This is a genomic window from Virgibacillus oceani (assembly GCF_014638995.1).
GTDB classification, from domain to species: Bacteria; Bacillota; Bacilli; order Bacillales; family Amphibacillaceae; genus Virgibacillus_E; species Virgibacillus_E oceani.
On the sequence record NZ_BMFR01000025.1, the window covers coordinates 19,349 to 38,635 of the forward strand.

The following is a 19,287-nucleotide window of genomic DNA, read 5'->3' on the forward strand; positions in this document are numbered from 1 at the left end:
ACATGAATTTACATATGGTCACGAAGACTGCGCGGCTCAATCTCCTGGAAGTTGTCATCAGCAATAATTTCCGTATAATTCATTTGATCTCCTGGATAATTCCTCATCTTCCATGCATCCATATCCTTGTTTCCGCCATATAACGGATCACTGTACACGCCTTCTAACGTCATGCTTCTGAGCATATCAAAAAATCCGCTCGCTGAAATCGTCGATAAATTAACCTTGTCATCAGCAAAATCACTTAGAACCTTATCCTGTTCATCTTCCGCTATTTCCGTAAACCCTTTTTTAAACTTTTGGTGACTATAATTTTGCATTTCTCTTAATCCAATTCTAAAAATTTCCCGTCGTTTCAGTCTTCCTTGATATCCCTGCTCCTTCTCACCATGAAAGAACGGGGGAACCATATAGTCTCTGGCATTAAATCCATACGATCCTGCCATTTGATGATCAATATAAAATCCTACGCCAAGCTCTTTAGCTCCTGGACCATTATCATCTTCCGGGAAGATTCGTTCAGCTGCAGCTTGTACTGTTTGAAACTCTGCCTGGCTGAAATACATCAATGCATTATTATAGTTCTTTACTTGTTTTGCTGCCTGCTGTTGTTGGTCCTGATCCTCCGTCCCCCAAGGAATAACACTACCAAGTACACCACCAACCGCGAGGCCACCTACTGCATAACTGGAATTTCGTATGAATTTCCGTCTGGATAAATTTTCTGCTCCAGACTTCTCGTTGTTTTCTTCAGTCAAAAGACTAACCTCCTTCTATCGATGGAATTTCCGTTTTATTATGTCACCATAATTAACCATTCATGCATGAAAAATTATTGGGCATGCTATTCGTAAACTACATATGGAGGGAATGCTATGAATAAATTATGGAAAAGAGCAGTAATAGTACTAATGATTGGTATCACGATGGTACTGTCTGCATGCAATGATCAAGATGAAGACGCTGTGGATACTAATGATTCAAATGGAACAAATACTACAAATATGGCAAATCACACGAATGGTAATCATGAAAATTTAAACAACCCCGATATTATACCAAGTGAGAACAGTGATAAAACTAGAACAACCAATGAAAACGGGGCAACTTCCAGTGGAATGGGACAAAATATATACAGCTCAATTGGCAGTTCCGGTATACATGAGGGCGGTGTTTCATCTTATTTTGAATCTATCTTGGAAGGTGTAGGTATTACCGGCGTGAAAGTGTTTGTAGTTGACGATTCCGTTGTATTAGCAAGAAATAAACAGCAAACAACAAGTCACGAATATGATGATATGCAGCGTGACTTATTAAGTGGCACGGAGGGTATGTCTGGTAAGGGAGAAATGAAAGGTATAAAGGATAATGGACCAAAAACCTTTGACAATTTAGACCAGGCAAAATCAAAAATGAATGAAATGTTTAATGGAAATGTAAAGATATTAACCGTGACAAATCCAAAGGCGGTTGATTTGATTGAAGGTATTAAAGAGAATATCATGGATTCTTCATACGAAGCGGCATCTGAAGAACTAGTAGAACTGCTAAATATGGCAAAATAACGTTTTTCCCCTGAATCCCCTTTCTATTGGCAAGGGGATTTAGTCTGATCAATGTTGGAAAGACGAATATCGAAAACAATTAAAAATTCATTACATATTCAGAGGATTTATGTGGAACGATACTGATTGAGTGTATTTTAACTCAAAAAATGGATGGAGGTTTTTTTAATGGCACAGCAGCAAAATCCACAAGTACAACAAGCGGTTCAGGCAGCTGAGCAGGCTCAACAAGCAGTTCAACAAGCTCAAGCTAGTGCTGATCCACAGCAATTACAGCAAGCTCAACAACAGTTACAGCAGGCCCAGACTACTTTGCAAAATGCCCAAAATCAAGCTGGTACTGCTGCACAACAGGATCCTCAGCTGCAACAGGCACAACAGCAGCTGCAGCAAGCGCAACAGGCTCAGCAAAATCAGGCAACACAACAAACACAGCAAAATAATCAGCAGCAATAACAAAAAGTGCCGTCATTCGCTATCATATGACGGCACTTTTTACTTGTGCTGTACCGAGGTATGATAATCTGGTCAGTTCTTTTACTTCATCATGGGATTTTCGAATTCTATATCACCCATAAATAATCCTTTTTAATTCTATATTATCAGGTCAAAAATTTTCTTTAAAAATTTATAAAAAAAGTATTGCCATTTCCAAATAAAGAAGTTAAACTAAAAAACGTTGAAATTATAATCATTAAAATTAACCAAGGGGGTATTTACAATGAAAGGAAAAGGCAGCGAAGTAAAAAGGAGTTTCACAGACTATTTGTGGTTTATACCCCTAATTGCTTTTATATGGTTCAGCATCGCTATAAGTTTATAAAGTGAAACTTCATCCAGTGGGGTATTACGCTGTTAATGCGCGATAAAACCTTGCTGATAACTATTAAAATTAAACAAAGGTCAGCATCACCCAAGGATGCTGACCTTTTTAAATGGAAGCCTGCTATTCCAAAAACGATTAATAAATACCAATTGAAGCAAGCAGAATTCCTACAGCGACTGAAAAGACAGGAATTAATACAGCTACAACAAATATATCCTTATAACTGTCCCTATGCGTCATTCCAGTTATTGCGAACAGCGTAAGAACTGCACCATTATGTGGTAATGCATCCAGTCCGCCCGAGGAAAGGGAAGCGATTCTGTGAAATTGTTCTGGATCAATTCCACTGTTCTGTGCTATTTCATAATATTTTGATCCAAGAGCCTCTAGTGCTATTCCCATTCCCCCGGAGGCAGAACCTGTTGCACCTGCTAATACGTTTACAGCGATTGCTTCGGAAATTAATGGGTTCCCCTTCACACCCATTAACACGTCTGTCAGCTTTTCGAATCCAGGTACAGCCTTTACTACAGTACCAAAGCCTACAGCCGCACTTGTATTTATGATAGCTGTAATGGAACCTGCCGCCCCACTGTTTATCGCCTTGATGAAGCCTTTAAATTTATGCAGACTTAGTAGCATAATTAAAATAATTCCAGTAATTAGCGCAAGCACGACATCCCAGCCAAAAACATTCAACGTGACCAGCACTGCAACTAAAGGCAGCAGCGATAATAGAAATGAAGGCGTATCCCCTTCAACATTGATGATTTTAGTATCCTTTGGTTCTGTGTACGTTTCCCCGTTTGCAGTCAATTTTTTCTCACGCCACAGAAGGTATAAATATCCCCCAACAGCCATGATTATTCCAGCAATGATCCCCATAATCGGTGCCGCCATTGGATCTGTGTGAAAATATTCTATTGGTATCAGGTTTTGAATTTGCGGTGTTCCGGGAATTGCTGTCATGGTGAATGTGAAGGCACCTAGAGCAACCGTTGCTGGAATTAACTTTCTGCTGATGTTTGCTTCGCGAAACAAGGTTAATGCAAGCGGATAAACAGCAAATACAACAACGAATAAACTAACACCCCCATAGGTTAGTACCGCCGCAGAAACCAGCACTCCTAAAATTGCACGCTTGGTACCTATAATTTTAGTTAGTGCAACAGCGACTGATTTAGCCATCCCTGTATCTTCCATTAACTTCCCAAAAACTGCCCCAAGCATAAAAACGGGAAACCAATCTTTTGCAAATGCAACAAATCCACCCATATATGTATCTTTATAGGCATCTAATAAATCCAGTCCCCCTGTAAGTGCAACTACCCCAGCTGCAATAGGTGCCACCCAAATAATGGACCAGCCCAGATAAGCAAGGATCATTAGAACGATGAGACCAAGTAATATACCTAACATGAAACCCTCTCCTTCATTTATCATTTGTATAAAACTATTGCGCAGTATAACCGCCATCTAGAACAACAGCTTGCCCTGTAACCCCTTTAGCATTGTTACTAGTCAAAAACATCGTGTAATCTGCAATTTCCTGAACGGATAACAACCGTTTTTGCGGAACTAGTGGATAAATGACTTCCTCCAAAACTTTCTCCGGTGAAACGTTTCGGTTAATTGCCAAGTCTTCCAATTGATTTCGTACTAGCGGTGTATCTACATAACCAGGACAAATCGCATTAACCGTAATTCCATGTTCTGCCCCTTCTAGTGCTGCCACTTTTGTCAGTCCAATTACACCATGTTTTGCACTGTTATAAGCGGCTTTTCCAGCAAATCCTATTAATCCATTGATTGATGCCATATTTATAATGCGTCCAAATCCCTGCTTTTTCATTGTCGGAAATACATGTTTAATTGCCATAAATGGTGCTACAAGCATAACCTTTGTGATAAACTCAAATTTTTCGGTTGGAAAGTCTTCAATGGCTGCAACATGCTGCAAACCCGCATTGTTTATCAAAACATCCAGCCTGCCAAATCGCTCAATTGTTTTGTCTATTGCCAATCGAATTTCTTCCTCCTTTGTTACATCGCACTTAATGCCAAAACATTCATACCCATCCTGTATTAACCTTTCAGTAACCTCCTTCACTTTAGCTTCATTAATATCTGAAAAAACAACCTTTGCCCCATTTTTAACAAATTCGGTCCCAATTTCGTAACCAATTCCACTAGCCGCTCCTGTAATAAATACTACCTTGCTGTCAATTAACATTTTCCGTCCTCCAAACCTTTAATTAATGTTATTACTCGTTAGTCACCAAATTCACACCTTCACATTTTACAAGCAATATTTGTGCCAACTTTTTAAATAGCAAAAAAGTGAGGAATACACTCTATTGGAAAACAAACAAAAAAACTCTATCTTCCATTTTTGCGGAAAATAGAGTCTATTTCTTATTCGACAACAATGTAAGCCCTTTCTTTCATATCCAAAAATTAATAATTCCACATCTGCGGAATTATTTCCAGACTTTCGGAATTACTGTAATTCATACTTCCTTATTTTTTCATATAAATTAGATTTACCTATTCCCAGCAATTTTGTCGCCTTTTGTTTATCCCCGTCAACTTTTTTCAGTATACGTTCAATTGTTTGTTTTTCAGCTGTCTCCAATATTTCTTTTAACGTACCCTTCTGTTTTAACGTATAAACAGGCTGTATGTGGTCTGGCAAATCTTCCAATCTGATCGTTTCTGAACTTGTTAGGTGTACCGCTGATTCTAGTACGTTTTCTAATTCACGTATATTTCCTGGCCATTTATATTCGCTAAAACGATCTAATACGGCTGGGTCAATATTAATAACCCTTTTCCCTGTACGTTTTGTTACCTTATGAAGAATAAATTTAGATAATACGCGTAAATCTTCTACTCTTTCTCTTAGGGAAGGGATTTGAATTTGGACAACATTAATCCGATAAAACAAATCCTCTCGAAATTGCTGCTCTGTGATAAGTTGTTCTAATGGCTGATTTGTGGCAGCTATAATCCTTACATCCACTTTCTCTGGTTCGACAGCTCCCACCGCTTCAACTTCCCCTTCCTGCAGCACCCTAAGAATCTTGACCTGTGCACTTAATGGCATATCACCAATTTCATCCAGGAAAATAGTCCCGCCATTGGCAAGCTGAAACTTTCCTAATTTTCCACCTCTTTTTGCTCCGGTAAACGCACCGTCCTTGTATCCGAATAATTCCGATTCCAGTAAATGCTCAGGAATTGCTGCGCAGTTAACCTTGACGAAAGGCTTCATATTTCGTTCACTTAACTGATGAATGCTATGGGCAAACAGTTCTTTACCAGTTCCGCTTTCACCCCTCAATAAAACGGAAACATCTCCAGGGGAAATTTTTTTGATTTTATTTTTAATCTCATTCAATTCCGGGGAGCTTCCTACTATATCATGAAGTGAATAGATTGCACCGTGCTTGTTTTTCATTTGGTTGCGATAATGTTCAAGCTCCAGCAACAGGTCTTTAATATGACTGTTCATTTTCATCCATTCTTTGGTGTCCCGAAAAAGCACTGTACCAACTGCACCGACTATTTTCCCATTGGACCGTACCGGAATTCGATTGGCTATCATATGGTTGTTTCGTATATATTGCAGGTCAGCAATTTCTTCCACCCCTGTTTTAACCACAATATGCATTCTCGTATTTTCGATTACATCTGTGACATGCATACCTAAAACAACTGACTTTTCGACTTCAAGGAAATCACAGTATGTATTATTCATACAAGTTACAATCCCCTGGTCATCCACCACGACAAAGCAATGAAAAGCATTCTCGAAAAGCGTTTCAAATATTTCTTCTTTATAAATATTTTTCATAGATTCCACGTAGTCACCTCATTTGAAAAGCTTTAACTTTATTATAACAAAGTAAGTGCCCGTTATAATTAAAATCCTTAACAGTATAAATAGATGTAATCAAAAAAGCTTCTGAACACTATCAGAAGCTTTTTTGATTCAGATTACTATACGTCGAGCTTATTTAGAAAATAACGGTGACGTCTTATGCTTTACCTCAAAATCATCTGTAACTGCACCTTTCGATGAACAGGAAACTAAATGTGCATATTTTCCTAATACACCTTTAGCTTCCAACGGTGGTGCTACCCAATTTTCACGACGGTGCTCCAGTTCTTTTTCAGAAACATCTACAAAGATTTCACGTTCTTCGGAGTCGATTGTAACTACATCACCTTCCTTTAGAAGGGCTATTGGTCCACCTACTTGCGCTTCAGGTGCAATATGCCCGACTACCAGTCCATGTGTACCGCCTGAAAATCTGCCATCCGTTAAAAGGGCTACTTTTTCACCTAAACCTTTTCCGACTAGGATTGCAGAAATAGATAGCATTTCAGGCATTCCCGGCCCGCCTTTAGGTCCCTCATAGCGAATAACCAATACATCGCCCTCATTAATTTGATTATTCATCACTGCTTTTGTAGCATCTTCCTCTGTATCGAATACCCGTGCAGGACCAGTGTGTCTAGTTACCTTTAATCCCGACACCTTCGCAACAGCCCCGCTCGGAGCAAGGTTTCCTTTTAGAATCACTAACGGTCCATCCTTACGATACGGCTTGTCAAAAGGCAATATTATTTCTTGTCCCTCCGTTAACGATGGGGCATCTTTAATATTTTCTGCTACTGTTTTTCCTGTAACTGTTAAACAGTCCCCATGTAAATAACCCGCTTCATAAAGAAGTTTCATTACTGCTGGTATTCCGCCGATATTATGCAAATCTTCCATTACATATTTACCGCTCGGTTTTAAATCAGCTATATGGGGTACCTTTCTTTGAATTTCATTGAAGTCATCGATTGATAAATCAACCCCTGCAGAATGCGCAATTGCCAGCAAGTGCAAGACTGCATTTGTCGATCCGCCCAATGCCATTACAACAGTAATCGCATTTTCAAAGGCTTTTCTTGTCATAATGTCCTTTGGATAAATATCCTTTTCCAGAAGATTGATAATCGCTTCACCGGCTTCATTGCAATCCTCTAATTTCGCTTCAGATTGTGCAGGGTTTGATGAACTCCCTGGCAAACTCATCCCCATTGCTTCAACCGCTGAAGCCATTGTATTTGCGGTATACATCCCTCCGCATGATCCAGCTCCAGGACAGGCAGCACACTCAATTTTATTTAGCTTTTCATCATTAATGTCTCCGTTGCTGTGTTTGCCAACGCCTTCAAATACCGAAACAATATCCAATTTCTCCCCATTTAAATTTCCAGGGGATATCGTACCACCATACACAAAAATAGCGGGAACTTCAGACCTTGCAATAGCAATCATGCAGCCGGGAATATTTTTATCGCAACCGCCAATAGCGACATATCCATCCAGATTTTCTGCTCCGACTACTGTTTCAATAGAGTCTGCTATCACATCACGGCTAGGCAGCGAATATCTCATCCCCTGCGTTCCCATTGATATTCCATCAGAAACCGTTATCGCGTTAAATATCATTGGGACTCCGCCAGCATTACGGGCTCCTGACTTTGACTTTTCAGCTAAAGCATGAAGATGAATATTACACGGTGTTACCTCGCTCCAAGTACTGGCAACACCAATCATAGGCTTTTTGAAATCCTCATCGGTTACCCCAACAGCACGCAGCATTGCACGATTGGGAGCACGCTTTGGATCATCGCTAAATACTTTGCTTTTAATTCGCAAATCTTTCATCCTATCATCCCCTCATATAAATTAATATATAATTATAATTGTTTATTTACTATTTTTCAATAATTATATTTATTTCGCGAATTAGACTAATAAATTTCTGTTTTAAGAAGGGAAACTAATAATTAAATAGAATCTTTATGAAAAGGAAATTGGTTAACAAAATTAGGTCTAAGTAATCGTTTTAAATGATATGGCGGCAGGGAATAGTCTATTAATTCCAAAAAAACATACTATCTACTATAAACCTGCTTATCTATGGAATTTAAAAATCTAAAGGAGGCTGTCAAGATGAGTAAAATTCATTTAATTCCCTATGAGATCGAGGAAATTTACGAAGCAACTTCAAAAATACCAGATGGGGTTACGATGATCCAAGCACCAGAAGTTTGGGAGGATGCGGAGAAAGGCAGCGGAAATGTCGTTGCAATTATCGATACGGGTTGTCAAATCGATCACCCGGACCTAAAAGAGCGTATTATCGATGGGAAAAATTTCACCTCAGATTATAGCGGAGATCAAAACAATTATGAAGATAACAATGGCCATGGAACCCATGTAGCAGGTACGATTGCAGCATCTTCAAAACAGGATTCAGGGATTGCCGGTGTAGCTCCAGGTGCAAATCTATTAATTGTAAAAGTGCTTAGCGGACAAGGAAGCGGGGAATATCAATGGATCATTGATGGAATTAACTACGCCATAGATTGGAAGGGTCCTAATGGGGAAACAGTTAGAACAATATCAATGTCACTTGGCGGACCAAACGATGTACCAGAGCTTTACGAAGCAATCAAAAGAGCTGTCGATGCAGGAATCCCTGTCGTATGTGCTGCCGGGAACGAGGGGGATGATCGAACAGATACAGACGAATTTGCCTATCCAGGTGCCTATAATGAAGTCATACAGGTAGGAGCAGTTGATTTTAATAAAAGGATTGCACCATTTAGCAATACCAATGATGAGATTGATTTAGTTGCACCGGGCGTAGAAATATTATCAACCTACACTGGAAGCAAGTATGCGAAATTATCCGGAACATCTATGGCCACACCGCACGTATCTGGTTCTATTGCCTTAATTATTAACATTGCAGAAAAACAGTTTAACCGCCGCTTATCCGAAGCAGAACTCTATGCACAATTAATTAGGCGCACCGTACCTTTGGGCTATCCAAAGTCAGCGGAGGGTAATGGTCTTGTTGCACTTGATATCCTTAATCAGTTCGAAAATCTTTTCAAATCCTTTCACACAACAGTCAATACTCCTATAACGGATAATGCATTTGTATCTAAAGTTTAGGTCCGTTTGACACAAAGAGCTAATTCATTCATTTAAACCAGGCTCTTTGTGTCAGCTTACCTTTTACTAGAAAACATGGAATAGGCAGTACTATAATTGATTCCTGACTTTACTTATTTCCCAATAACGAGCACTTTGTATCATTGCTTTTTGGATAACCAGCTTTAAAATAATGTAACGGATTAATTTCCCGCCTTTTTATTTCGCATTCCAAAATAGTCAAAAATTCCCGATCTAAATCCAAATCTATTGCCTTTTTGTATGCTTCTAATAACAAATATTCGTTTAGTGGCTCCATTATATTCGAGTCTCCTAATATCTTAATTTTGTAAAGAATGGTTCATAATACCTAATTTTAATTACCCATATTCTATAAAAAATAAACCATTTTAATAATAAAAATTAAGAGATATAACCTTTAAATACACGAAACCCTAAAATGTCCTGAAAAGTCTTTGTGAGACGCTCGTGTTCTGCCAGTATTTCGTAGAGTCCTCCATCAATATTTTCTGAAAGTGAAAAATCAGCAGCATTGTCCACATCGTTTTTATCAAATTCAGTTTTGACTTTTTCTATTTCTATTTGTTTGTAACCTGCATTTTGCAGAAGATCGTACCATTCCTGCTCGGTTAGCAGTTGGTGAACCCCATAAAAGTCAATTACAGATTTTACATCTTCCTTTGGCAGCGGTGTTTCCAAAACCATTTCAACCGCAATGAATACACCACCTTGCTTTAATACCCTTTTATATTCCTGGATTGTTAAAGGAATATCCGTAAAAGCAGTAACTGATTCCGAGAGAACGACATCAACAAAATTCTCATCTAACGGGAGATTTTCCGTTCTTCCATGTTTAACTTCGATTGGAAGCTGACGTTCTGAAAACCGTTTCGTAGCTTTTTCCAGCATGATCTGATTACTGTCTAAAGATATCACCTTGCAGCGATAATTTTCTGCAATATATGCTGACGTTTGTCCAGTACCACAACCAACATCAAGCACTGTTTTTGTTTCATCTAAATCTAATGATGACAAAATGTTTTTCGTTAAACGAAGACCCCCCGGATGAGCACCACCAACACCAAACATGGCTAAACAATCAAGATATGTGTAATTCATGAACCATCCCACCCTATAAATATTGCTGTTAAATTATGCTAAGGGGAAAATTTTGTTCCTATATTATGATTAACGTGAATGAAATTTCGTAACGGAAGCTTATTTCATGCATAAAGTATTAAATGAAAATGTAATTAGGAGTAGGTATTATGGGTGTAATTCGAACAGATAAATGGTTACGGGATTTATATGAAAACCCTATAGAACTATGCGAAAAATTAGAATCCTATTTTGAAGATGCCCAAAGCTTCGAAATTTGCAGTTACCTAAGTCTCTACGGGATGTATCATCATCCAGCAAGGAATGGGAATAAACTTTTAGAAAAATTGAAAGAAAATAAAGTCTGGGAGGTTGTACAAACAGAGGAACGGGAACTGCGAAATAAATGGCGGGGTCCAGCCATTCCTATTTTTATATTTCCGGCGGATACAACGAACCAAAAAATTCAGCGGGATCTGAACGGCAAATCAGGAATCGCATTTAAGGATAAATTGTTTTTATTCCTTTCTGCGAATAATACAGAAGATGAAATAAGAGCATTATTCACCCACGAGTATAACCACATATGCCGATTATCTAACTATAAAAAGGATGAAAAAGATTACACACTTATAGATGCAATTATTTTAGAAGGACTCGCAGAAAGTGCAGTTTTTGAACATGTGGGTGACAGATTTACTGCCTCTTGGACAGAATATTATTCTCCAAAACAGCTGAAAAGCATGTGGAACAACTTATTATTACCAAATAAAGATCTTTCAAAAAATGATCGCAACTATCGAAACATCCTATATGGCCTGCATCGTTATCCAAAAATGGCAGGGTACTGTGTAGGTTATTATTTAGCAAAAAAATATATGGATGAGCAAAGTTTAACAAGTTCCGATCTGCTAAGCACTGAGACTGAAACAATTGCCCAGCTGAATAATGAAGGATAAGTAAAAAAACAGACGAATACCTCTCGTCTGTTTTTACATTCTAATCCTACCAGAAGAAAAATGGAAGCAGAGCCAATGTGGCAATAGCACCTAATGCGATTCCATAACCAAAGCCACCATATCCAAATCCGCCATAACCGTAACCACCCAAATTCCTGTTACGACCCAGCGGCTGTATGAATACGCGGTTATTGTTGACACGTCTGATAATTCCTCTATGACATCTTCCATCATGGGTTCTTATTTCAACAGCCCTGCCTCTGTAACGCTGACAAAGTCCATAATAATGACCAGCTGACATTCTTTCACCCCCATATTCTCACGAAACATATGACAGTATATGTACTCCCGCAAATGTCAGTAAAGGACATATGTATTGGTGGAATAGTGGATTTTAGCAGCCTAGCCTTAATCACCTTGTCTATCTTATTCATTTCGAAATTAGGTCTATAGCCTAAAATCATCCAAAATGGGATAGTATCCATATCACTATCGGTACATTCACATATATTAGTCTTAACTCAAATGTTGGAGGTGTTGAATTCATGAGTGAAGCTGTAGGAGGAGCAGGTTATGGCGGAGGTTTCGCCTTTGTTGTAGTGTTATTTATCCTATTAATCATTGTAGGTGCATCCTATGTTGGTTATGGATATTAATAATAAATAACTAAATCACAATTTAGTACAGTTTGGAGGTTTTTCTATGTCATTTGGAGGATGCGGCTGTGGTGGATACGGCTACGGCGGATCTGTTGGCGGCGCTGGCTATGGAGCTGGAGGCGGGTTCGCGATAATTGTTGTGTTATTTATACTTCTCATTATTGTAGGTGCAGCTTGGTGCTAATTCCAATAAGCTATGCTAATAATATGAACAGGAATACCAGGCAGTAATCATTTCTGCACTTTATTTTTCACCTGTTACCACCTAACCGGCGGGAAGTGAGTAGCCTTCTGTTTATTGGTGGAGGGATCCTTAACTGGGTTCTCTCCTTACTACATAATTACCAAATGCATGCTGATCAATGACATGCATTTGGCAATTCCTATTGCTGCTTATATTGCGGTTCCTCCTGTTGAATGTACTGAAGTCGCGCTTGCAGATTTTCCAAAATTTGCTGTTGCTGGGTTGAAAGGTTCTGAAACAGTTGTTTTGCATTTTGATCTTGTGTTTCTAAAGCAAATGAATGTAAATTGGCCAATGTACTTTCACAGCTTGCTATCGTTTGCTGCATTTTAGTTCCAACTGTCACACATTACACCTCCTACTTGATATTCAGTACTATCATTTTCTAAAACAAGCTTTTTATGTACTAATTTTCATTTCCCGGTTTGTAGCTATACGGTCCATTTCCGCCACCATCCTTACGAGTGGTATCAAACTTTACCATACCCTGTTGATTGTAAGTAGCCAATGTCACTAAATCTAAATCGTTTTTATCCAGATTATATGCTTGCATCTTTTCATACAGCCATTCAGCATTTTTCTTTAGAAACTTTAAGTTATGATAAATAATTTCTCCGTCAATAATCAAGGGTATGGACAGAAATGCCGGACTCGGGCTCATCTGCATGTCGCTCGGCTGCAGTGGCCGTTTATCTGACATTGGAATAACACTGATTTGACCAGAGGATTCCATTAAAGCAATTTTAATATCATTTACATCGGTATACCCTTTTACTCGAAGCACACCAAGAAGAAGCTCGATATTCATTCTTGTTTTTTTTAATCCTTGTTTATCTATATTTCCATCCTGAATTAACACGGTTGGGCTATTCGTTAATAGCGGTCTCAATTTATTGACCAAAATAAGTCTGGATAACACTAAATAACATAGGACAACCACTAAAGAAAACCACGATGCAACCCAGTTATTCTTTGATACTGCTGGTTCTGATATCGTTGTTCCCACAACCATAATAATCATAAGGTCCAAGCTATTCATTTCAGCAACTGATCTTTTTCCTGAGAGTCTGACAAGTAAGTAACCTAATAAAAACACCCAAACCGGTGTCCATAAATAATCAATTAAAACGTCCATTCGCTGCTCCTCCCAAACAGTTATATAGTTTCAACTATTATTATTTGTAATATATTTTCTTAATAACTGTTTCCATAGCAGTGATTTGCTTTAATGCTTGTTTTCTGTCTTTCTCTTTGATTGCACCTTTTAATTCGCCGATTAATTCGACTAATAGTGTGTAATCTTCCGGAACTATATAAAAATCAATATACTGTAACTTTTTCTCATAATTCATTTGCATTTGATTTAATTCCTTAGAAGCTTCTTTCCACTTTTTATGTTCAACTAATGTATCAATTGTTTTTAAGCTTTCATGAAAATGGTTATATACATGCCCACAGCCAGTCAAAAATAATACACTTATAATAAAAATGACAAAGCGTTTTCTAATCAAGTATATCCCCCCTAAATCGGAATATTTTTATTTTCTCACAGTTATTGGGTATTATTCGATGCCGGCAACAAAAAAAGGACCGGGACATAACTAACATGTCGGCATAAAAGACGAATATACTGGATTGGTTAGTACATTACCTTGTTCAACGGTAGGATCTTTATTACATAATTGATCGGAAATTAAAACTGAATTATTAAAATCATTTACGTCGCAGTCTATCGAAATAGCTGCAAGGATTATGAATACCAAAAAATCCGAACTAAACAAATTCTAATTGAAGAATTCATAGTTCGGATTTCTCTTTGATTTAAATACTTTTATCCCTGCCAGCTCTTTATTTTTAAAATATATTCTTTTCAACTTCACCGTTCTTCATGACTATCTGCACGTTATTATTGTCGGAAAGTGAGTATATATTTTCTAACGGATTGCCCTTAACAACAATGATATCTGCCAATTTACCTTCTTCTAATGTCCCAACTCTATCATCCCAGCCCAGACATTCAGCAGCTGTTTTCGTTGAAGCTACAATTGTTTCCATTGGAGTCATACCGATGTCTGCCATTAAACCAAGCTCACGTAAATTTGTACCATGCTTCATAACTCCAGCATCAGTTCCCATTGCAATTTTCACACCTGCTTTATAGGCTTTTGCTATACTTGCTTTGTGCTGTTCAATTACTTCCTTGGATTGCTGAACTGCAGTATCAGGCATTCCTGTTTCTTTCGCTGTTTCAAGCACTGCAACTGGCGCGAGCAGTGTAGGTACAAGGAATGTTCCGTTCTTGAGCATCAATTCAATTGCCTCATCATCCAGGAAAATACCATGTTCAATCGAATGGATACCCGCTTTAACCGCATTTTTAATCCCTTCAGCACCTTGTGCATGTGCCATAACTTTAACACCTTTACGGAAACGCCCCTCCTCAACAATCGCTTTTAGCTCCTCCAAAGAAAATTGGGTAAATTCTGGGTGATCGGTTGCACTTAAAACACCACCTGTTGCATGAACTTTGATGACTTCAGCCCCTGCGCGCAGCATTTCCCTGGTTTTTTTCCGGACCTCATTTACACCATCGCATTTCCCATTTGGCATACCTGGATAACCGGAAGGCAGAAGATCAACTGTATTGCCGGAAACCGTATAGCCATCCCCGTGTCCACCGGTAATGGTCAGTGCATTAATGCTTAGCTGCAGTCTTGGCCCAGCTATCAGCCCTTCCTCAACTGCTTTTTTGACACCTAAGTCTGTACCTAATGCATCCCTCACTGATGTAATACCAGCATGCAATGTAGATTTCAGGTATTTTGCTGCTTGATAATACATGAATGAGAACGGTGTTTCGAGCCTAGCAGCAATTGGTGAAAATTCCATCATCATATGGACATGGGAATCAATTATGCCTGGAAGAATAGTCCCTCCTTGAGCGTCGATAACTTGTTCTTCGCCAGTAGATGTGTAATCACTTTCTGCGCCAGCGTATTCAATACGATTGTTTTCAACGACTACGACAGCATTTTTCCTAGGTGTACCCCCATTACCGTCAATCACGATACCATTTTTTATAATCTTTTTTGTCATCACTTATTCCTCCCCATTATAACGTTTGCACAAGTATTCCGGCTACAACAACAGATGCTACGGTCACTGTTGTAAAGCCGCCAATTAACATCGGTGATAATAATTCATCAAAAATAACCTTTTCCTCTTTTTCGTTTCTAGCAACACTTCTTGAAACCTCTTCACAAAGCAAATAATCCCCTGGAAATCCGAATAGAGCTGTTAAAGCTACCGGCATACCTTTATATGGGTGCCAGTTGACCAGTTTTGAAGTTATATAACCACCAAGTGTGATCCCAACAGTACCGAGCACAAGAATTAAAATGATACTAGGCAGATTATTTATAACATCCTGGGGTGAAACGTCTGCCATCGTTCCAATAACGACAAAAATAATCGCAATCATTGTGACGGTAAATGAATTTGCCTTTTCAAGGGACTTTGCTTCAAACAGACCAAGCTTAAGCCCAAAAATCCCAATAGCCAAACACCATAATGTAAAATGGATCTGTGTGATTTCTCCAAGTGTGATACCGATTGCCGCACCGACAAATATAAAAAACAATTTCAATGTGGCACTAGCTTTAAAGGGATTAGGCTTTTTTAGCACCTTCGTTTTATCAGTGGATTCCTTCGCAGCAGCAATTTGAACAAATGTATCATTATCAATTGCTTTTTGAATCTTGAAGGCGTACCTTCGCATAAAATTCAAAGCAAGCGGCATTCCCATCACTCCTTGGAAAGCAACAATTAATGCCGGGATTACTACTAGACTTGTTAATCCAATTTCTGTTAGTTTTTCGGAAGTAATGATTAAAGCAATAATTCCGCCACTGATCGGTCCTACCCCAGCAACTGCTGTCTCATAATCAAAAAGCAATGGAACAATTGTCAGTATTAATATTCCTGATACAATAATTCCGCCTAACGCGATAACGACAGCCTTCCATTGACTTCTCAGTATAGAGAAGGGAATTAAGGTACCCATATGCAATATCGCTGGTCCGATTAAGATCGCTCCCAAAGCTGCAAAAGTTGATTTATCTAAGATGTCTTCGGGAAAAATACCTGACCACTTACAAACTAAGAAACCTGTCATTGCTGTCAATAGCATGGGAATTCTTGCTCTAGATATAATCGACAGCCATTCCCCCAGTGCGATTAAAGCGAAGATAAAAACTGTAGCAATAAGTGGATTGCTAAGCATAATACCCCTCCTCAGAAAATAATAAAGACTAATATATCACGGTAACCTTGCTTTGTCCACGTTTTTTCAGACTATTAATTACACTTATAATATTTGCACTTGAGCAATGAAAGGTAATAGACTGACAGATGTGCATGCTTGATCTCAACTAAGAAAACGATTACGATATTCAAATTTAATAAGTTAGATTTCGGAAATCACAATAGAAATTTACCATATATTGTTTTATGAAATTTTTGTTACAGTCGGATGATTCATGTAGCTAAATGGATTCCGTTCCATCGCATGAAACCTCGGATAAAATGAAAAGTTTTCCAGAATCATATAGAGCGACAAATTTAGGTAAAAATGAATATTTATAGCGTAAACTCAAACAATACAGGAAACGTACTTTATTCGGAGGGTTGAATACTATGAATGCTGAACATAATACAAAATTGACTTCAGCAGAATTATCACAGCTTTGGACATCCTATCAAAATGACAGCGGGTCTATATGTATGCTGACATATTTTCTGAAGTCGGTTGAGGACGCTGAGATCCGTTCCCTATTAGATCATGCACTGCAATTATCCCAATCGCATATCCAAAAGCTGTCAGGAATTTTTACCAATGAAAATTTCCCAATTCCAAAAGGTTTTACAAAAGACCAGGATCTAAATATAAATGCACCACGCCTATTTACGGATGTTTATATGCTTCAATTCATGAAGCAGTCGGCTCAAATATCACTAAATGGCTATAGTGTCGCCAAATCCTTAGCAGTACGCTCAGATATTGACGCATTTTTTGGGCAATGTTTAGCCGAAGCAAATCAACTGGATACGATGGCTAAAAACATCCTTTTAACAAAAGGGCTATATGTACGCTCGCCGTATATCCCTTATCCTGATAAGATTGACTTTGTCAAAAAGCAACGTTTTCTCACTGGATGGTTAGGTGAACGAAGGCCGCTCCTGTCATTAGAGATGACAAATCTTTTTGCCAATTTTCAACGGAATGCACTAGGGATTGCAACCTTAATTGGCTTTAGCCAAGTTGCAAAATCAGAAAAGGTGAAGCAATTTTTTATACGTGGTAAAGAAATTGCGGCAAAACAGAATGAGGTCTTTGGTTCTTTATTACGTGAGGATGACCTTCCAGTACCAATGACTTCAGAAACATATGTAACAGAATCCAAAGTAGCACCGCTTTCAGACAGACTCATGATGTTCACAATTACAGGGTTAATCGCACTGGGGATTGGCTATTATGGAACAAGCATTTCCACAAGTTTAAGAAGGGATTTAGTGGCACACTATGACCGGTTTATCCATGAAATCCTTAAATATTCAGAGGACGGTGCAAACATTCTCATTGAAAACGGTTGGATGGAAGAACCGCCGCGTGCAAGTAATCGTGATGAATTAGCGAATAATTGATAAATGGGGACATTTTGGCAATTGAGAGACTGGGACAAAAGTGTTTTAAACAAAATAAAATCCGAACATAGTTGGTGCATACAAGCTACGGAAATACACTACGCTTTCCGCGGGCTGCCCCTGAGCCTACTCTGAGCTATCGTCTACGTAGACTCACCTAGGCTTTTCTTCCCCAGGGAGTCTCCGTGTATTTCCTTCGCTAGTATGGTGAAATGTTCTGATTTGGGTTAAACAATTTTAGTTATGTCCCAGCCTCATTAATGTGACTAAAAATGCAGGGAACCCAATTGCATTGGCTCACTAAATTAAAATTGAATTATATCTTTCGTTTTTTTCGATAAAGCATACCAGCTATACCTAACACAATAATGCACACAAGAAGCAAGATTCCAGATAAATAATCTCCAACGATGGAGCTTGCTTTTACGTCATTCTTCATCGTGATTGCATGGTTGTTTTTTCCCACTTTTTTTAATGGATAGGAAGCAATTACTGTCCCTTTTTCATTCGTTATTTCCAGTGTGTTTTCGTCTACCTTCTTGCTGACTTCGCTGTTTAGCGCATGGGTATAAAATAATTTTTGGGCTGTCTTATATTTTTGTTTATGAAACGTAAATGTTGTTCCTTTTGAAATACTGGAAGTTTCAAAGTTATGAAATCCATAGTCTAATGAATACTCCCGCCACTTAATTTCTACAAAATTTGAAGTGGGGGTTTCTGGGGTATCGACTCTCAAGATGACGATTAACCACCAGTGGAGTTGACACATTGGTGTGCTAAAAACACCCAACCCCGCTATCCCATTGGTCTTGCCTTTTGGGATTACGTTTATTTTAGTGTGACCGATATTGGATGCAATAAGGTTTCTGTGCAGGCAAAAGATTCCTTAAATGCGTCCCGGAATACTTTTTTCATGATATTTGCAGCACCATTTACATCGGCATTCATGTGTGTGCCATTCTTTGAACGGTATAATCCTCGCTTCACACGCTTCCCTGAAAATGATTTATTATTCTCCTCCCCATAAACGGGAATGTCATCATAATCCAGAAAACTTGCTTGTGACGTGTAGGATTCTTCCGTCATAATCACTTTTATACCATGACGTTCGACCTTATAGGTGATCATCTGAACTAACAGTCGATGGGGTATGGTTGTAAACGTTTGATTATTTCTTTTTCCCATATTTGAATGGTCTTTCCAACC

The 19,287-nt window shown here is 38.5% G+C and carries 21 protein-coding genes and 1 pseudogene; 7 read left to right on the top strand and 15 right to left on the bottom strand.

Annotated features, from left to right (window positions below; translation table 11 throughout):
* Positions 1 to 8: 8 nt before the first annotated feature.
* On the bottom strand, positions 9 to 758 hold the full coding sequence (locus IEV74_RS18125; RefSeq protein WP_188456777.1) for a gluconate 2-dehydrogenase subunit 3 family protein: 750 nt from the start codon (positions 756 to 758) through the stop codon (positions 9 to 11).
* Positions 759 to 875: 117 nt separating this feature from the next.
* Between IEV74_RS18125 and IEV74_RS18130 the strand changes: the two genes are divergently transcribed.
* Together IEV74_RS18130 and IEV74_RS18135 are read left to right on the top strand one after the other, a co-directional pair.
* Positions 876 to 1,565, top strand: coding sequence for a hypothetical protein (locus tag IEV74_RS18130; RefSeq protein ID WP_188456778.1), 690 nt, complete (start codon positions 876 to 878; stop codon positions 1,563 to 1,565).
* 168 nt (positions 1,566 to 1,733) lie between these two features.
* On the top strand, positions 1,734 to 2,021 hold the full coding sequence (locus IEV74_RS18135) for a hypothetical protein (RefSeq protein ID WP_188456779.1): 288 nt from the start codon (positions 1,734 to 1,736) through the stop codon (positions 2,019 to 2,021).
* A gap of 505 nt (positions 2,022 to 2,526) precedes the next feature.
* Here IEV74_RS18135 and IEV74_RS18140 read toward each other — a convergent pair.
* The 4 genes from IEV74_RS18140 to ilvD form a co-directional block, all read right to left on the bottom strand.
* On the bottom strand, positions 2,527 to 3,810 hold the full coding sequence (locus IEV74_RS18140) for a GntP family permease (RefSeq protein WP_188456780.1): 1,284 nt from the start codon (positions 3,808 to 3,810) through the stop codon (positions 2,527 to 2,529).
* A gap of 34 nt (positions 3,811 to 3,844) precedes the next feature.
* On the bottom strand, positions 3,845 to 4,624 hold the full coding sequence (locus IEV74_RS18145) for a 3-hydroxybutyrate dehydrogenase (protein ID WP_188456781.1): 780 nt from the start codon (positions 4,622 to 4,624) through the stop codon (positions 3,845 to 3,847).
* Positions 4,625 to 4,891: 267 nt separating this feature from the next.
* Positions 4,892 to 6,247 (bottom strand): sigma-54 interaction domain-containing protein, encoded by a 1,356-nt coding sequence (locus IEV74_RS18150; RefSeq protein WP_188456782.1) that lies wholly within the window; start codon positions 6,245 to 6,247, stop codon positions 4,892 to 4,894.
* Between the two features lie 159 nt (positions 6,248 to 6,406).
* Positions 6,407 to 8,119, bottom strand: coding sequence for a dihydroxy-acid dehydratase (ilvD, locus tag IEV74_RS18155; RefSeq protein WP_188456783.1), 1,713 nt, complete (start codon positions 8,117 to 8,119; stop codon positions 6,407 to 6,409).
* Positions 8,120 to 8,407: 288 nt separating this feature from the next.
* On the opposite strand from ilvD, the gene IEV74_RS18160 reads away from it, so the two are divergent.
* Positions 8,408 to 9,418 carry a S8 family peptidase gene (locus IEV74_RS18160; RefSeq protein WP_188456784.1) on the top strand — a complete coding sequence of 337 codons (1,011 nt, stop codon included), beginning with the start codon at positions 8,408 to 8,410 and terminating at the stop codon, positions 9,416 to 9,418.
* Between the two features lie 109 nt (positions 9,419 to 9,527).
* Here the strand turns inward: IEV74_RS18160 and sda are convergent, their stop codons facing one another.
* A complete protein-coding gene (gene sda, locus IEV74_RS18165) occupies positions 9,528 to 9,716 on the bottom strand; it encodes a sporulation histidine kinase inhibitor Sda (protein WP_188456785.1) in 189 nt (62 codons plus the stop codon).
* Between the two features lie 104 nt (positions 9,717 to 9,820).
* Positions 9,821 to 10,537, bottom strand: coding sequence for a class I SAM-dependent methyltransferase (locus tag IEV74_RS18170; protein ID WP_188456786.1), 717 nt, complete (start codon positions 10,535 to 10,537; stop codon positions 9,821 to 9,823).
* 149 nt (positions 10,538 to 10,686) lie between these two features.
* Between IEV74_RS18170 and IEV74_RS18175 the strand changes: the two genes are divergently transcribed.
* A complete protein-coding gene (locus IEV74_RS18175; RefSeq protein WP_188456787.1) occupies positions 10,687 to 11,475 on the top strand; it encodes a DUF2268 domain-containing putative Zn-dependent protease in 789 nt (262 codons plus the stop codon).
* A 46-nt stretch (positions 11,476 to 11,521) separates the two neighbouring features.
* Here IEV74_RS18175 and IEV74_RS18180 read toward each other — a convergent pair whose 3' ends face one another.
* Positions 11,522 to 11,776: a hypothetical protein gene (locus IEV74_RS18180; protein WP_188456788.1), complete on the bottom strand. Its 255-nt coding sequence runs from the start codon at positions 11,774 to 11,776 to the stop codon at positions 11,522 to 11,524.
* 244 nt (positions 11,777 to 12,020) lie between these two features.
* Between IEV74_RS18180 and IEV74_RS18185 the strand changes: the two genes are divergently transcribed.
* Both IEV74_RS18185 and IEV74_RS20055 read left to right on the top strand, forming a co-directional pair.
* Positions 12,021 to 12,131 carry a YjcZ family sporulation protein gene (locus IEV74_RS18185; RefSeq protein WP_188456789.1) on the top strand — a complete coding sequence of 37 codons (111 nt, stop codon included), beginning with the start codon at positions 12,021 to 12,023 and terminating at the stop codon, positions 12,129 to 12,131.
* 100 nt (positions 12,132 to 12,231) lie between these two features.
* Positions 12,232 to 12,318 (top strand): annotated as a pseudogene (locus IEV74_RS20055) (YjcZ family sporulation protein); the annotation flags it as partial.
* Between the two features lie 199 nt (positions 12,319 to 12,517).
* On the opposite strand, the gene IEV74_RS18195 reads toward IEV74_RS20055, so the two are convergent.
* The 5 genes from IEV74_RS18195 to IEV74_RS18215 all read right to left on the bottom strand — a co-directional run bounded on the left by IEV74_RS18195 (position 12,518) and on the right by IEV74_RS18215 (position 16,660).
* A complete protein-coding gene (locus IEV74_RS18195) occupies positions 12,518 to 12,724 on the bottom strand; it encodes a DUF1657 domain-containing protein (protein ID WP_188456791.1) in 207 nt (68 codons plus the stop codon).
* A 60-nt stretch (positions 12,725 to 12,784) separates the two neighbouring features.
* On the bottom strand, positions 12,785 to 13,513 hold the full coding sequence (locus IEV74_RS18200) for a DUF421 domain-containing protein (RefSeq protein ID WP_188456792.1): 729 nt from the start codon (positions 13,511 to 13,513) through the stop codon (positions 12,785 to 12,787).
* Between the two features lie 40 nt (positions 13,514 to 13,553).
* Positions 13,554 to 13,889, bottom strand: a complete 336-nt coding sequence (locus IEV74_RS18205; RefSeq protein WP_188456793.1) for a DUF4363 family protein — start codon at positions 13,887 to 13,889, stop codon at positions 13,554 to 13,556.
* Between the two features lie 343 nt (positions 13,890 to 14,232).
* Positions 14,233 to 15,474, bottom strand: coding sequence for a metal-dependent hydrolase family protein (locus tag IEV74_RS18210; protein ID WP_188456794.1), 1,242 nt, complete (start codon positions 15,472 to 15,474; stop codon positions 14,233 to 14,235).
* Positions 15,475 to 15,490: 16 nt separating this feature from the next.
* Complete coding sequence (locus IEV74_RS18215) at positions 15,491 to 16,660, bottom strand: hypothetical protein (RefSeq protein WP_188456795.1); 1,170 nt, start codon at positions 16,658 to 16,660, stop codon at positions 15,491 to 15,493.
* Between the two features lie 413 nt (positions 16,661 to 17,073).
* Between IEV74_RS18215 and IEV74_RS18220 the strand changes: the two genes are divergently transcribed.
* Complete coding sequence (locus IEV74_RS18220) at positions 17,074 to 18,081, top strand: DUF3231 family protein (RefSeq protein WP_188456796.1); 1,008 nt, start codon at positions 17,074 to 17,076, stop codon at positions 18,079 to 18,081.
* A 316-nt stretch (positions 18,082 to 18,397) separates the two neighbouring features.
* On the opposite strand, the gene IEV74_RS18225 is transcribed toward IEV74_RS18220, so the two are convergent.
* Both IEV74_RS18225 and IEV74_RS18230 read right to left on the bottom strand, forming a co-directional pair.
* Positions 18,398 to 18,850 (bottom strand): hypothetical protein, encoded by a 453-nt coding sequence (locus tag IEV74_RS18225; protein WP_229683248.1) that lies wholly within the window; start codon positions 18,848 to 18,850, stop codon positions 18,398 to 18,400.
* A gap of 59 nt (positions 18,851 to 18,909) precedes the next feature.
* Positions 18,910 to 19,287, bottom strand: a 378-nt coding sequence (locus tag IEV74_RS18230; protein ID WP_188455644.1) for a zinc ribbon domain-containing protein, incomplete at its 5' end; no start/stop codon positions are given.